The sequence below is a fragment of the Hanstruepera ponticola genome (assembly GCF_002940745.1).
Lineage (GTDB): Bacteria > Bacteroidota > Bacteroidia > Flavobacteriales > Flavobacteriaceae > Hanstruepera > Hanstruepera ponticola.
Map to the genome: position 1 here is coordinate 521,747 of NZ_POTB01000001.1, position 17,222 is coordinate 538,968.

General features: G+C 36.4%; 5 protein-coding genes. 1 reads left to right on the forward strand and 4 read right to left on the reverse strand.

Going from position 1 to position 17,222, the window contains the following annotated elements:
• The first annotated feature begins 43 nt into the window (after positions 1 to 43).
• Positions 44 to 1,852: a DEAD/DEAH box helicase gene (locus C1S72_RS02260; protein WP_104734053.1), complete on the forward strand. Its 1,809-nt coding sequence runs from the start codon at positions 44 to 46 to the stop codon at positions 1,850 to 1,852.
• Between the two features lie 116 nt (positions 1,853 to 1,968).
• On the opposite strand, the gene C1S72_RS14380 is transcribed toward C1S72_RS02260, so the two are convergent.
• The 4 genes from C1S72_RS14380 to C1S72_RS02295 all read right to left on the reverse strand — a co-directional run bounded on the left by C1S72_RS14380 (position 1,969) and on the right by C1S72_RS02295 (position 17,172).
• On the reverse strand, positions 1,969 to 6,921 hold the full coding sequence (locus tag C1S72_RS14380; protein WP_162919904.1) for a T9SS type B sorting domain-containing protein: 4,953 nt from the start codon (positions 6,919 to 6,921) through the stop codon (positions 1,969 to 1,971).
• 100 nt (positions 6,922 to 7,021) lie between these two features.
• A complete protein-coding gene (locus C1S72_RS02285) occupies positions 7,022 to 8,890 on the reverse strand; it encodes an OmpA family protein (protein ID WP_104734058.1) in 1,869 nt (622 codons plus the stop codon).
• 17 nt (positions 8,891 to 8,907) lie between these two features.
• Positions 8,908 to 9,843, reverse strand: coding sequence for a PorP/SprF family type IX secretion system membrane protein (locus tag C1S72_RS02290; RefSeq protein WP_104735752.1), 936 nt, complete (start codon positions 9,841 to 9,843; stop codon positions 8,908 to 8,910).
• A gap of 30 nt (positions 9,844 to 9,873) precedes the next feature.
• Entirely contained in the window at positions 9,874 to 17,172 is a 7,299-nt protein-coding gene (locus C1S72_RS02295; RefSeq protein ID WP_104734059.1) for a choice-of-anchor J domain-containing protein, read from the reverse strand.
• Positions 17,173 to 17,222: the final 50 nt, after the last annotated feature.

The window sequence follows — 17,222 nt, forward strand, 5'->3', positions numbered from 1 at the left end:
TGTTGTAACACTTTATAACATAATCGAATACTTACATTTTAGAATGAACACATTCCAAGAATTAGGTCTTAACCAAGACCTATTACAAGCTATTACTGACATGGGTTTTGAAACCCCTAGTGACGTTCAAGCACAAGCAATTCCAATTCTTTTAGACCAAGACACTGATTTGGTGGCTTTGGCACAAACAGGAACAGGAAAAACTGCGGCCTTTGGCTTCCCCATGTTACAGAAAATTCAAATTGATAGTCGTACCACACAAGGTCTTATCCTCTCGCCTACTCGTGAACTTTGTTTGCAAATCACCAACGAATTGAAACTATACGGAAAGTATTGCAAAGGTTTAAATGTGGTTGCCATTTATGGTGGTGCCAGCATTACAGAACAAGCCAGAGATGTTAAGAAAGGGGCTCAAATTATTGTAGCTACACCTGGTCGTATGAAAGATATGATTAGCCGTCGTTTAGTTGATATATCTAAAATTGAATATGCTGTTTTAGATGAGGCTGACGAAATGCTCAATATGGGATTCTACGAAGATATCACTGATATTCTTTCACATACTCCAGAAGAAAAAAACACCTGGTTGTTCTCGGCTACTATGCCAAAAGAAGTGGCAACCATTGCTAAAAAATTCATGAGTAATCCGGTTGAAATTACAGTTGGCCATAAAAACGTAGGAAGTGACCAAGTATCACATGAATATTATTTGGTTAATGCTCGTGATCGTTATTCAGCTTTAAAACGATTAGCAGATGCCAATCCTGATATTTTTTCTGTTATTTTCTGTAGAACAAAGCGCGATACTCAAAAAGTTGCTGAAAAATTAATCGAAGATGGTTATAGCGCTGGTGCCTTGCATGGTGATTTAAGTCAGAATCAACGTGATTTGGTAATGAAATCGTTTAGAAACAAACAAATCCAGATGTTAGTAGCTACAGATGTTGCGGCTCGTGGAATTGATGTAGACGATATTACACACGTCATAAACTACCAATTACCTGATGAAATTGAAACCTATACACACCGAAGTGGTCGTACGGGTCGTGCTGGTAAAACAGGTGTTTCCATGGTCATTGTTTCGAAAAGTGAGGTTAGAAAAATTAAAAGTATAGAGCGCATTATAAAAAAGAACTTTGAAAAGAAAGACATTCCAGATGGTATGGAAATTTGCGAAGTTCAACTCATGTCGCTGGCTAATAAAATTCACAATACAGAAATTAATCATGAGATTGATAAATATTTAGATAGCATTAATCAATTATTTGAAGACACAAGTAAAGATGAACTGATCAAAAAGTTCTTTTCGGTTGAATTCACGCGTTTCTTTAATTATTATCAAAAATCCCAAAATCTAAATATTTCAGGTGATGTATCTGGTGACCGTCCAGGCGATTCTGGGGACAACACGCGATATTTCATTAATGTGGGTAGAAAAGATGGTTATGATTGGATGAAACTTAAAGACTTCTTAAAAGACGTTTTAGAATTAGGTCGTGATGATGTTTTTAAAGTAGATGTAAAAGAAAGCTTTTCATTTTTCACCACTGAAAGTAAGTTACAAGAAAAGGTACTTGCCTTCTTTACTGATTTTAAACACGATGGTCGTTTTGTTAATGTTGAAGTAAGTGAAGACAAAGGTCGTGGCACAAGTCGTGGCAAAAGACGTCGTGATGGCGGCAGTAAACGAAGACGTGATGATAAACCAAGAGGCGAAAGACGTTCAGGCTCTAGAAGTGGTGATTCTGGAGATAGAAGAAGCCGACGTAGTTCTGAAGGTGGATCCAAACCAAGACGTTCCGAAAACAGAACCTCAACTAGTTCCTCGAGACCAAGACGTTCAAGAAGGTAAATAACCTAAACAGGCTGTCTAAAAAACTAAAAATTGCATTTTTGTCAATCTGAACTCGTTTCAGATTCTGAAATACATTCAGAATGACAGAATTTTAGTTTTTTAGACAGCCTTTTTTATCGTTTTAATGTAAAATGCGATCTAAACTGTTTCGCTTGGCCATCTTCCTTATAATCTACCGTAAACCAATAATCACTCGTTGGTAATAGATATCCTTTTGACGTTCCATCCCAACCTGGACTCGATGGGCTTAACTGTTTTAATAGTTTACCATATCTATCAAAGATATATATCTTGGCATCCATCTGCGAACTAATTCCTGAAATTTGCCAGGTGTCATTATCGCCATCGTTGTTGGGTGTAAAGAACAATGGATAGTCCATTACTAGCACAGTATCACTTCCAATACCACATCCATAAATATCCCTAACCTGTATAACATGCTCACCAGGTGAAACATTAGTAAAAGTATAGGTGTTCATATTAGGGTCATTGCTCACCCATGGTCCATTGTCTATGCTAAACTCATATTGAGCTGCACCGTTTCCGGTAGCTGTAACTTGTATAACATTACCATCAGCAAATGCTTCTGTAACTACAACTGCATCAACTATAGGCGGAGAACTCTCCTCAACATCAACGGATATCACGCTAAAACACATGGTATCAATATCTGTTATGGTTACTATATGCGTTCCTGCTTGAACAGCCGTATAACTCGAGTCTATACTAACAATAACACCATTGGGATCCATCCATTCAAAAGTATAATCAGTAGTACTCAAACCTGTATCTATTGTTGGCGATCCAACAACTTCTGTACCATTGGTATTAACACAAATAGTGTATAACTCATCTGGCGTAAACATTGGAACTGGGTTCACAAGCAAATCAAAAGTTATAATGGCATAACAACCTGTTCCGTCATCACTACTATCACTTGGATCACCAGTATTGGTCACTCTTACATAAATAGTTTGGGGAGTTGCTATATTAGAATAACTTGAAGCGTTAGTAATAGCATTCTCTCCAGATTCAGCATCTGCCATAGACTCATAATATGTAACTGTTTCATCAAAATCATTGAGCATAAGCCCTTCGTTTTGAGTCAGATCAAACGCCTCTTGCAAGTCACCTGGATTGTTAATATCACAATCAATTAAATCAGGTAAAACATCGTTAGGTGTTGGTAACGGATTTACAACTAATGTTAATGTTGTTATTGCATAACAATTTCCACCACTTGTTGTTTCAGTAACGGTTACAAATATTGTTTGTGGATTATGAGGCAACCCAGTAATTGATGTATTTTCATAAGCAGAATCATTAGAAATAGGATTATTAGGAATATCTGCCATAGTTTCAAAATAATCTACTTCCAAAGTAACATCACCTCCTGTATAATTATCATTTTGAGATGTTAAATCAAAAATAGCATAACCATCATTATTACTAGTGTCATCACATATTTCAAAAATACTATCTTGAGCTTCAGCAGGTATAACTGGAAGTGGATTTACAATTAAATCAAATTGTCCAACTGTAACACAACCATTTATACCTTCAAGTCTTACATAAATCGTCGCATTTCCAGATACATAATTTGATAAATCTGGTTCAATAATTGGGTTTAAACCTGGAATCGATTCAGCGTCAGTCAATGATTCATGATAAGTCAAAATATAGTCTGACGTATTTTGAGACCCATAAATAGTTGAATCCATCGTTGTTAAATTGAATGTAGCTGTTCCATCTGAATCATCATCGCAAACAATGTAAGGATCAATATCAGTTGGCACAATTGGAGAAGGTTCAACAATAAGTTGTAACTCGAGTATTGTTGCACAACCAAGCCCAGTTCCAAAATCTACTCTTACATAAATAATTTGTCCTGCTACATTAGACATTGAATCTCCTTGAGGATTAACATTATCTAACGCATTTTGATACGTTAAATGAAACGTAACAACAAGCGTAGGATCTGAAGCCAAAATATCATCTCTAACTGGTGACAAATCAAAACTTCCTAAATTATCATTATCAACATCACAATCATATAATGGTAAAGGTGGGCTAACAGAAGGACCTGTTACTACATTTAAAGTCAAAGTCGTTGTATCATAACAACCTGTATTTGAATCTTCAACTCTCACATGAACAACTTCGCCATCTGTTCCAATATAAGCAGTGGAGGAAGGTGATACTTCTGGCATACCATTTTGAGCAGCCAGCAAACTGTTGTGATAAGTCACAATATAATCCGAGTTGCTTGCTGTTATTTCATCATTTTTAACCGTTAAGTTCATTTCGGTCATACCATCTATAACTGTATCATCACATGAAACCAATGGTGATGGATTTACTATTGATGGAAACGGATTCACTTCAATAGTCATTGTTTGAGTAAGAGCGCATTGTCCTGGGTTAGGCGTAAAAGTATATGTAGTAGTAACCGTATTATCCAAAGCAGGACTCCATGTACCAATTATCCCATTATTAGAAGTTGTTGGTAAAGCAGACAAAGGATCACCTAAACAAATGGGAGCAACTTGAGTAAAGGTAGGAGCTGTTGGAGGATTAATTACAATTGTCATAGTTTGAACACTAGCACAAATACCAGCATCTGGTGTAAATGTGTATGTTGTGGTCGCCATATTATTAATGGCAGGACTCCAAGCTCCTGTAACACCATTATTGGATGTTGTGGGCAACGCAGATAAAGCATCTCCCTCGCAAATTGGTGCCACTTGTGTAAATGTTGGAGTAATTGATGGGTTCACTACTATTTGTAATGTTTCAACTGTTGCACATTGTCCTGCGTCTGGTGTAAACGTATACGTTGTAGTTACTGTGTTATCAATTACAGGATTCCAAGTTCCTGTAACACCATTATTTGATGTGGTAGGTAAAGCGGCTAAAGTTTCGCCACTGCAAATTGGATCTACTGGTGTAAAAGTTGGTGTGACTATAGGATTTACAACTATTTCCATAGTTTCAGTTGCTGCACATTGCCCTACATCAGGTGTAAAAGTATAAGTTGTGGTACTTGTGTTATTTATTGCTGGGCTCCAGTTTCCAGTTATACCATTGTTTGATGTGGTAGGTAAAGGGGAAAGTGTCTCACCACTACAAATGGGTGGAACTTGAGTAAACGTTGGTGTTGTTGAAGGATTTACGACAATCTCCACGGTTTGTGTTGTTGCACAAACTCCAGCATCTGGTGTAAATGTATAGGTCGTGGTCGTGGTATTATCTATTACAGGACTCCATGTTCCTATTATGCCATTATTAGATGTTGTTGGTAAAGGTGATAGTGCTTCACCACTACAAATTGGTGTCACCTGTGTAAAAGTAGGTGTAATAACTGGATTTACGACTATTTCCATAGTTTCTACAGTACCGCATTGTCCTGCGTCTGGTGTAAATGTGTACGTGGTTGTTGTAGTATTATCAATTGCAGGACTCCAGGTTCCAGAAATACCATTGTTTGAAGTTGTTGGCAACGGTGATAGGGCATCACCACTACAAATTGGTGATACTTGTGTGAATGCTGAAGTAACAACAGGATTTACAACAATTTCCATAGTTTCAACTGTTCCACATTGTCCTGGGTCTGGTGTAAACGTATAAGTGGTTGTTGTTGTATTATCTAACGCTGGACTCCAGGTTCCCATTACGCCATTGTTTGAAGTTGTTGGTAATGGTGATAAGGTATCGCCACTACAAATAGGAGAAACTTGGGTAAACGTTGAGGTAACATTAGGATTTACAACTATTTCCATAGTCTGCGTTGTTGCACATTGACCTGCGTTAGGTGTAAAAGTATATGTTGTTGTTACTGTATTGTCAACAGCAGGACTCCAGGTTCCTGAAACACCATTAGTTGAAGTTGTTGGTAAAGCATTCAAAGTATCACCATTACAAATTGGATCAACTTGTGTAAATAGCGGTGTAACCGATGGGTTTACTGTAACGGTTTCTGTTTGCGTTAGTGCTTGCGAACAGATGACATCACCAGATGCATTCAAAACTTGCGCATTAATTAATTCGATAGTGGTATTTACACTTGGACTTTCGGTGATGGTAGCTGTTCCACTAGCATCCAAAAGTACATCTTGAGTAGTTCCTCCATTTAAGGTATAATGTACTGTAGTACTTGGTGTTCCCGTGATGGTGAATGTGGTACTTTCGCCATCACAAATAACTGTGGGAGAAACAGATACCATAGCATCCGGTATTTCAGAAACGATTAAGTTAAATTCAACTAAAGTATAACAATCTGTAACACTGGATAGTACTTTAGCATAAATCTGTTGCGGATTGGATGTGTTAGCATAAATTCCTGGCAGCTGATTAATACCATCCGTAGCATCGGCTAAATTGGCATAATACTCAACTGTTTCATTTGCTAAATCATTACTAATACTACCACTAAGGCCATTTAAGTTAAAAATACCAATGTCAGCTGTACTACTACAGGTTATTTGATCGTCAATGGTATTTGGTTCTGGTGGTGCTGGAAAAGCACCAGTACCATCCATTGCTGTTCCTGTCCACTGTAGTTCAAAACCTCCCTCTCCAGCTGGTCTGTCAATAGCTATATAGTATGTTTCTCCAACGTTAACATTTAACCAAAATACATAACCGTTGCCATTGGCACCTGGTCCAGTTTGGGTTAATGTTGTACTGCCATTTATTCCAGTATGATTGTTTGGAAGGCCTGCTTGATTAGGGTTAGTAGTCGCACATCGAATTGGGCTTCCTAAATTTGAACAAATTCTGTTAGGTCCAAAAACCCAAAAATCGTAATCAACATTAATGTCAGGATCATCAGGTATCAAATCAAAACCTAATGTACCTGCTTGTACGATATTAACTTCTAGCCACAATGAATTATGTTCAAAACCACCACACCCAGATACTTCTTGAGTATTACCAATACCACTGGCATTAGAAGAAAATGTTCCATTGCCACAAACTGTAATGGCATCAACACAATCATTAGGTTCTTGTGCACATACTTGAGTAAATACCGTTAAAAATAATCCTAAAATTGCGTATTTGTTCATTTTAATAGGTTAATAGCCATTATCATTAAATAATTTAACTATTAGAAATTATACTTATCAAAAACCTTGAAGTCTCTTAAAGATAGTTAAATTTTATCTGTTACTTTATTATCAAAAATTCTGATCGCCTGTTTTGGGCATCTTCTTCATCTGTGCATTGAGACTTACAATCAATTTTTGGATTAGAACTACCAACCCCTTTAGCCGAAAGTCTATCTTTATCTACTCCTTTTGAAATTAAATACTGAACCGTTGATTGCGCACGCTCTTCAGACAGTTTTAAGTTGTATTCAGCACTACCCTTGGTGTCTGTATGAGATTTTACAAGAATATTCATTTCTGGATAATCGTTCATAATCTTTACAAGTTTATCTAATTCAAAGGCACCTTGTTGGGTGATATTACTTTTATTAAACTCAAAATAAATATTATTTAATTTCACTTCTGTTTCTGTAATCATCTCATTAATTGGATTCAGTGAGAACTTAACAGTTAATTCATCTTTTTTAGGTCCAGTAACGGGTATCGTCATACTATCATACCCCTCTTTAGAAACAGAAATATAATAATCTGGTTTACACAACACATTAAATTGCGCTTCGCCATTATTATCACTATTTAAGTCATTTATGACATTTTGTTGTGAATCTTTAAGCACCACGTTGGCACCTGAAATGGAAGAGCCAGAATTAGCATCGGTTATTGAAGCCCAAATATCTACATGGCAAATAGGAACAGCGATATAAATGTTATCAACTCCTGAACGATTTGATGAAAAGTATGCGATTTCCTTTTGTTCATTTATACTAAAAGCGAAATCGTCTCTTTTAGTATTTACTGCGTTTCCCAAATTAATGGCATCTTCTCCTTTATTTAAATCTACTTTAAAAATGTCAAAACCACCAAATCCCTGTCTCCCACTTGAAGCAAAATACAAGATGTTATTGTCGCTAATAAATGGAAAGCCTTCCTTGCCAGATGTGTTAACTTTTGAACCTAAATTTACTGGCTCACCATAAGAATCACCGTTGACACTCACTTTCCAAATATCAGTATCACCCAATCCACCAGGCATGTTAGATGCAAAATAAAGTGTTTTACCATCACTGCTTAAACTTGGATGACTTACTGAATAGTCAACACTATTAAAAGGTAAGGCCTGAATATTATCCCACTTACCGTCTAATAAAGTCGCTTTGTAAAGTCCTTGCTGTGCAAGTTTTACTTGATTACTCTTAAGCTTTTTAAATGCTCCTTCACTATGTCCATCTCGGGCAAAAATCATGGTTTTACCATCAGCACTCAAGGTTATTGGACCATCATGATATGGTGTATTTAAGCTTTTTACTGGCTCTGGTTCAGATAGTGTACCATCGGCATTTCTTACTGATTTGTACACATCTAAATAAGAACTTTTAGTCCATTTATCTTCTTTAGTACTTTTATTTCTAGTACTAACAAAATAAAGCACATCATCATTTGATAGAATAGCTCCAAAATCACTTTGCTCCGAATCATTAATTTTCGCCACCTCAACATCATATAATTTCGATTTATCAGCTAGTTCTGATACATAATTTGGATTTTGTAAATGATTTTTAGCACGTTGATCATTAGGCACCATTTTAGAAAATGTGTCCATTTGATCTTTTGCAAGTTCATATTTTCCTTGTGATTTTAATACTTGCGCATAACGATAGTAAGTTTCAGCATCTTGCTGCGTTTCTATGGCTTTTGCATACCATTTAGAAGCCTCATCAATGTTAAAAATATTGTAATAGCTATCACCTAAATGTTTGTACACATGGGCATCTGCCTCATTTTTATCTACTAACTTAAGATATGACTCAATAGCATCAACATACTGATAGCTTTCAAAAAGGTTATCTGCTTTTTCAGATTGTTTACTTTGCCCGAAGCTCGCTAGAGTAATTAATGCAAAGCTTAAAAGACTGTATATATTTTTCATTTTATTATACTTTTAGGTTAGAAGAATCTTGGTGAAATAGATACTTTTTTCGGGAAATTCAAATCGAATAACAACATGATTTCATGCGATCCAGATGTTCTGACATTTAATTCTGATGTAACATAATCATAAGCATATCCAATACGTAAGGATGGTGTAATCGCAAAATTGGCCATAGCACCAACAGAATCATCCAAACGATAGGTTGCACCTAATTCAAACTTTTCAAAGAATAGGAAATTTGCTGAAACATCAAGTGAAGTTGGTGCTTCAAACGCCGACTTCAATAAAAATGATGGTTTGAATTTTGTGTTATCAGATAAATTAAAGACATATCCTGCAGATAAGAAATAATGCATAACATCAGTTCCATACTTAAATTCCTGTCCATTGTTAGTGACATCCAAATAGGTGTTTTTTAACATATTTGGTATAGAGAAGGATAGGTAATACTTATCCGTGTAATAAAATAAACCAGCACCAATATTTAAATGCGTATTACTCGTGTTTTCGCTAAATGCTTCATCGTTAGCATCTGGAACATAACCATTACCAATATCACTGTATAAACCAATTTTTTGGAACGTTGCACCAGCTTTTAAACCAAAAGCTAAACGGTGTTCACCTCCCATGTTTAACGTATAGGAAAAATCACCATACACATTGTTTTCTTCAACAGGGCCTATTTTATCTGAAACAATTGATAAACCCATACCAACATTTTTTCCCACAGGACTATGTGCTGAAAACGTAGCTGTTTTAGGTGCATCATTGATACTCACCCATTGAGACCTATACAATAATCCCAGCGCCAAGTTATCTTTAGATCCAGCATAAGCTGGGTTAATCACATTCATGTTATACATATACTGCGTGTACTGTGGGTCTTGTTGAGCCTGTGTACTTGCAAACATGATAAATACAAGTGTTATTGTAATATATATATTTTTCATCGGTGTGTTATATTGCTTTTTCATATTTGATTAGTGTGCTCTATTTATATAAACCCATCCTGTAACAGAACTGCCATCTTCCTTTTGAATACTGTAATAATATGTACCGTCTGGCAAATCATTACCATCTTTAGATTGTCCATACCATTGATTGGTATAAGCGCCACTAAACTTGTAAACTTCACGACCATGACGATTAAAAATAATTACGTTTGTAGCACCATAGTCTGTAAGGTCAAACGTATCATTTTTACCATTTCCATCAGGTGAAATACCACGTGGTATAACAGTTTCTTGACAAGCCAATTGTGTAGCTGTATAACTCGTTGTTGTGGAACAACCTCCAAAATCTACAGTCACGCTAAATTGGATTGGAGCTGAAACATTACCATTTTGATTAGCGTAATCGGTAACATTAAACATTTCAGAGTTCTCTCCTACTACATTGTTATTGGCGTCCATCCATGTGTAAGTAGCGTCATCTGGATCAAAAGAATTTGAAACAGGTATTGCAGTCAACCAATAATCATTGCCATTACAAGCACCTTCAACCGATACGCCTATTGTATCTAAAACAGTAATATCAAATAGGCTGATATTACCTTCAATACAATTGTTTAAATCATCCAAGACTTCATACACTATTGTGTAATTACCTATACTACTTGTTGAAATATTAATCTCTCCAGTAGCGGCATCAATTGACAATCCTGACTCCGCAGAAAAGACACCTCCTGTGGTAAATCCTGCTTCCAAAATTGGAAGTACATTGGAGCTATCCTCACAGAAAATATCATTCTCATAAGTAAAATCTGTTATAGAAGCTGTACTCGCAGTTATTTCTATACTAGTTGTAAAACTTCCTGCTTCAAGACAGGTAGCAGCATCAGCATCAATCGTATAGGTAATATCATGATTACCAACAGTTGCTGAAGCTAAATCTATTTCTCCTGTTGTACTGTTCACTATTAATGTTCCTGAACTAAACACGCCTCCTGTAGTAAATCCAGATGCTAAATTTGGTGATATCACCGCCATAGACAACTGACAGAAAGGATTAGTTCCATAATCAAATTCAGTTGTTGGTGTGATTGCAGTTGTGAACTCTATGGTTGCCGTAAATGTTCCAGCAAGCGTACACGTATCTGAATCACCATCATAGGTATAAACCACGTCGTGTTGTCCTGCTGTAGCTGAAGTAATATCAATCTCACCAGTGTCAGAATCAACTGTTAAAGTAGCAGATGAGAATGAGCCTCCAGTAACAAAACCAGAATTTAATGTTGGTAATGGATTGTTGGTATCTACTATACAAGTTGTTTCGTAACTAAATGTAAGTTCAGGAGTAACTGAAGCATTAACATTCACTACTATTTCTACACGTGGCCCTTCGCATCCATTAGTGTCTGCATTTGCCACATAATAAGCTGTGCTTCCCACAACTGATGTGTCTGGTGTTGGTGCTGTTGTGCTCCCAGTTCCGCCAACTGCTTGGGTGTACCAAACCAATGAATAACTTCCTGTAGGTGTAGCTGTTAATGGTTGTGCTGTATCGTTTAAGCAATACTCAACTGGTGTTTCAACTGTAGGCATTTCAGCAATACCATTATAAGTAAATGCTACACTGTTTTCACAATAAGTTGTTTGCCATGTAAAGATATATTCACCTGGTTGCAAGAAACCTGAAACTGTAGTAGAACTATTGTTAGCATCATCAATGATAACAGCACCTGGATTGTCTCCGTTTGGAATCCATGTACCAGTTCCATTAGCTTCAAGGGTTAATGTGGCATCTGTACAATCTATTACGGATGGTTGTGTAATGATTTCATTGTTGGCTACAAAACTAACTGCATCTAAAGCATTACCAACATTGTCTGTTCCGTTAGCTCTAAAAATAAATCGTGTTACATCTTGTCCGTTTGGAACCACATATTCACCAGAAACCACTTGCCAAACAGCATCACCTAAATGCAATGTCACTTGTGTGTATGGTCCACCTGGAGGTCCAGCTAATAATTCAACAGCATTACCATCAAATCTAGCATAATGCGCAAAGCTATAATCAAATAAGGTGATTTCAGATGTATCAAAATCAGTGTAGTAGCCTTTTACATTGATATTATCATTTTGGTCAATGGTTGTACCTTGATCCGAAAGCAATTGCACAAACTGACCACCTTCATATGGTGCTAAACCAGGTGCATTTAAAGATTCCCAAATAAATATAGAGTCTGACGAATCTAAATTACAACGCCATCCTGGCATGGTTTTTACATCTTTAATAGTCGTTATACCACTTAATCTATCTAAATTAGGTTCTTCAAAACTACCATTTACAGCTAGATTAAATGTACAAGCATCTTCTGGAGTTTTTACACAAATATTAAATCTATAAGCATCAGATTCATTACTATCTAGTGTAATACGTAGTTTATAGTTATCTCCTATAACCAATTCAGAGGAATACATTGCCAATAATAAATTATCATAACTACAAGCTATCTCTTCAAGTGTTCCAGCATTATCTCTGTAAAGCGTCATGATTAAGTTGTGGTAAGGCAAATCGCCATTACTTTCACGTAAGTCTCCAGAGAAACTATTAATTTCTAATACATGCGCTGTAGATTCAGCTGTAAATTCAAACCAAATATCACCACCGTTTACACCGTTACAACTCATAGTTTCTGATGAAGCTGTTGCACCAATAAACGAGGCTTCCGTTGCTGAAATATGACACACTTCATCAGTGTTAATTGGTAAAGTAATTGCTGTTGTAACATCATCATTTCTAACAAATTCAAAAGGTCCAGACCAATAACTTTCATCATCTGTTCCACAAACTGCTCTTACAAAATACTCGTAAGTTACAGCGAAAGGATCTGTAAAATCTGTAGCTGTTGGCGTGTATGAATTAGTAGTAACAATAGTTCCAGACTGTGGGATTGTTCCGTTTTCAATTGGTTGAATAGCAACTTCCCATTCCGTTTCACTACCACCTGCTGTCCAAGACATCACATTTGTTGCACTAATACTTAAATCTGTAGGTTGTGGACAAGAAATCGTTCCACAAATTGCAGTTCCTTCATAAACGGTTCGTCTAGGTATTAAACCAGTTGGACTTGTATAAATGGTAGTACCTTGATCATTACGAATTTCAAATGAGTAGTTCGCATACTGAGGAGCACTACTACCAAGCGTATAGAAATATACCGAGAACTCTACTCCAGAGCATAAAAACAACGGAAATTCGTCTCCTTGGTTACCTTCAAAAGGTAGTGCCTGAACTCCTTGATTATTTTGAGAGATTTGTAATTCTCCAGAAATATCAGAGTCACTATTTAATACAAATGTATATTGACATAGGTTTTCAAAACTACATCTAGTAAGTGCCTCAACTGGCCCTGTCCATTCGCCAATGTCACCGTCACAAACAGCTCTTACGTAAATATCATAAGCTGTTGAAGCTGTTAACCCTGTAACCGTAAAAGGATTAGTATCTGCGTTGTATAAATAACTTGGATCTGTATCACCTACTGGAGCAGGTGTCCCTGAAGGTTGCACCGAAATTTCCCATTCCGTTTCTGAACCATTGGCATCCCAAGTTACTTGAAACGCTGTATCAGTTACGTTGTCTATAAAAATATTAGTAGGTGCTGGACATTCAGGGATATCTTCAATATTAACATTATCAATGACTAAAGTTTGGCCTCTGTATGGTCCAGTACTTGGAAAGAACGGTACATGGAAGGCTATATTGACATCGCCCGTGATACCATCAGGAAAATTAATAATCTTAACACGATATTCTACATTATTTAGTAAAATTGGGTCGTCATCAGAATCATATAGAACGGTTGTAAATTGATCCAATCCAGTACCATTGGTTGATAACAATACTTCTAAATCTTCTGTAAAGAAGCTATCGTTTACTCTATAATAATATCTTAAGCGTTGGTTCTCGGTAATAGTTATGGTTGGTGATATTAGCCAATCTTCATTCCTACCATTGGTTCCAGTAAACATGGCTGCTGCTTGATCGCCTTCATAAGGAAACGCGCCACTATCTAATTCCCAAGTTTCCAAATCACCATTATCATTAACAATTACCCAACAATCTTCAGTTTCGGAATCATAATTAAAAGTTTCAACAAAAGGCGTTGAAAAAGGAGAACATAAGGTTCTAAAAGTTATTGGCCCTACCCATTCGCTTCCTTCAGCACCACAATCAGCCATGACATAAAATTCATATTCTGTATCTGGAGTTAACCCAGTTGCCGAAAAATTGGTGGCTGTTACAGTTTCTCCAGTACCTGTTGGTACACCAGAGCCTGCTGGTTGCACGACAATATTCCAATTAGTTTCCTGGAAACCTTCAGTCCACGACAACTCAGCACCATCAGTAAATACAGTATCAACAGTTAAATCAGAAGGGTTTGGACAAGCTGGTGCATCTGTAATACTAACATCATCCAAATTTAAAACTGACCATCCTCCAGTAAACTGAGGTGGCACTCTAAATGCAATGTAAATAGTTCCCGTGCCTTCAAGAATAATAGATTTTTCTATATAACCAGTGTTGGTAAATACCTCAAGAGGCTCTATTACTGTAAAACTTCCTGGGCTTGTGTTAGTAGTTGACATTAATACCTCAAGCCCAAAGCGTGGAGGACCTGTAAAGAATGAAAATTCTGCTCGGTACTTGTATTTTAATTCTTTTGTTGTACCGTCTAAATTAATAGCAGGGGAAATTAAATATTCATTAAAACTAGAAGGTGGAGAAAATGGCGCAGTCTGTATTAGAGCATTATTCTCATTAATACTCCAAGTTGTCCCATCATTATTAGCATCGGTAATTTTCCAGCAAAACTTTTGAGTATCTGGATCTGCATCATCAAAACTTTCATAAAATGGTGTGTCATAAGATTCACAAAGTGTTGTAAATGCAACTGGACCTATCCATTCACTTTGATCATCAGCTGCACAATAAGCTCTTACATAAAACTCATATCTATTTCCTGAATCTAAACCAGTAGCCATGTACGGGAAATTACTATCAACAAGTAACCCACTACCTGTAGGCACGCCAGAACCTTCATCTTGTATAGCTACTTCCCATTGAGTCTCTGCATCTCCTGCGGTCCAGAATAACCAAGCTGAATTGGTTGTAATCTGTAATACAAATGGGTTTAATGGGTCTGGACAAGTTGGTTTGTCTTCTATAAACACATCATCAATAGAAAGTCTTAAGGCATCTTCAGATGCATTAGGCTCAACAATCCAAGCTATATTAACCTCTCCAGTAATATCTTCAGGCAAGTCAACTATGACTTCTTGAAAACTGGTATTGTTTATTGTAGTTTCTGGTAAAACGGTAGTTGTAAAGTCATCATAACCAACACCTGTTGTAGAAAGTTTTACTGTATAAGTGGACACTCCTTGAGTCGCTCTGTGTTTATAACGAATTCGCTTTGGAGTTCCATCAAAATTTACACGAGGTGACGCATAAATATCATAATTTTCATTTTGTGAGGATTCAGTCTGTACTGTTGCATAACCTCCTATAAAAGCCCAAGTAATTCCATCTTTATTGGCATCAATTGTTGTCCAGCAAGGTTCTGGATTTTCATTTGTAGCATTAGCAAAATCAGTAGAATAAGGTGTGTCAAAGGTTGTACATTGGGTCATAAATGTTGAGGAATTGCTCCAAATACCTGGTGTACCTCCACAAACCGATCTTACATACAAATCATAAGTTGTTGCTGGTGTTAATCCAGAATTTATTAAAGTACCATTATTTGTGTTGGTAGAAGTGCCAGATCCAGTAGGTTCTCCTGAACCTGCTGGAACTACTGCATATTCCCAAGAATCTGCAAAACCACCAATATTATCCCATGAAAAAAGAACACTATCACTAGTTAGATTGTTATATTCAAAATCACTTGGAGGTGCACAGGTTGGGCTAGATATTTCTAACTCAAAACAAATACCTGCCGTAGAAGATAATTGAGACGATACAACAATTATGTAGGTTTGACCTGCTTGAACCAACAAATTATTAATGCTTCTAGGGTCAAATGAATTTGTTGTATTTGTACCTGCAATACAATTGATACCGACATTTGAACAACCTTCATATACAAAGAGTGATGATCTATTATTAAAGCAATTTTCTCCACCTCCAACAAATGTTGTAATAGATAATGAAATTAAACCATCTTCGGTAGGTGTATAAGACAAAAATACCTTGTCGCCGTTTAAATAGTTTGCAGTAGTTGAACCCACGGTATTACAATTAGTACCTTCTGTAGAATAAACTTCATCTGGGTTTACCCAATTGGCTAGATTATCTGTTAACACATAAGGTGCAGAAGATAAATCGGTTAATTCTATTGGAAAATCACAGCTCAAACCGAATTTTAAAGTTTCAAAAGTATATGGACCAGACCAACCACTTTGCGTGTCATTGTCACAAATAGCAGAAATATAAATGTCATATTCTGTTTGTGCATCTAAATTCATAAGTGAATAGCTAGTTCCTACAACAGGAATACCACTATCTGCTGGCACGCCTCCAGTAGGTAAGATTTGTATTTCAAAATTAGTAGCTGTTGAATGGTCCCAAGTGATTTCGGCTGAATTTACTGTTATTTGATCAATTGTAACATCTTCATCTAAAACTTCAGTACATCCTTCTAAAATAGCTACTTCATCAACAAACCATTCATCTCCTGTTGGTGTAGCACCATTTTGAGTATTAATTACAACAAAAGCAACATAAATGTTTAATCCAGTTGGAATAGATTCTGGAATCTCAACAACTTTCTTCTCATATGAAGTTTGAGAGCCAACGTTTAAATTAGATTCTGTATAAGATTGAATAGGTATGTTAAAACCGTTAATATCGGGCTGTGCTGCTGTTGAGATTCTTATTTCATATTGAGCTCCATTATCAGCTTCATTGGCTTGTTTGGTATAAAACTGAATTTCACCATTTTCCGGAACAGCTATTTGTGGTGTTACTAAAAAATACTGAGCCGTGTTTCCATCACCAATATTATCATCACTTGGATTAAGAGACACTCCATTAGTTCCTAAATAGCCATCGGATGTAGTAGTCCAATCGAATGTTCCAACACCATTCCCAAAAAGTGTCCATGCTCCTGGGATACCACTATCAAAAGATTCATTTAATTGAGCAAACCCTTTTCCTGAAATCATTAAAAATAATGATAGACAAAAAACGAAAACAAAACTTTTGTTTTTGCTTCTAGCTCTTAAAAATAAGGAAGGTAAAATTGCTACAGTTCTTGGTAACTTGTTTTTCATATTCAAACAATTTCAGTTAGTAATTTTGAGTTGTGAATATATTACAATAT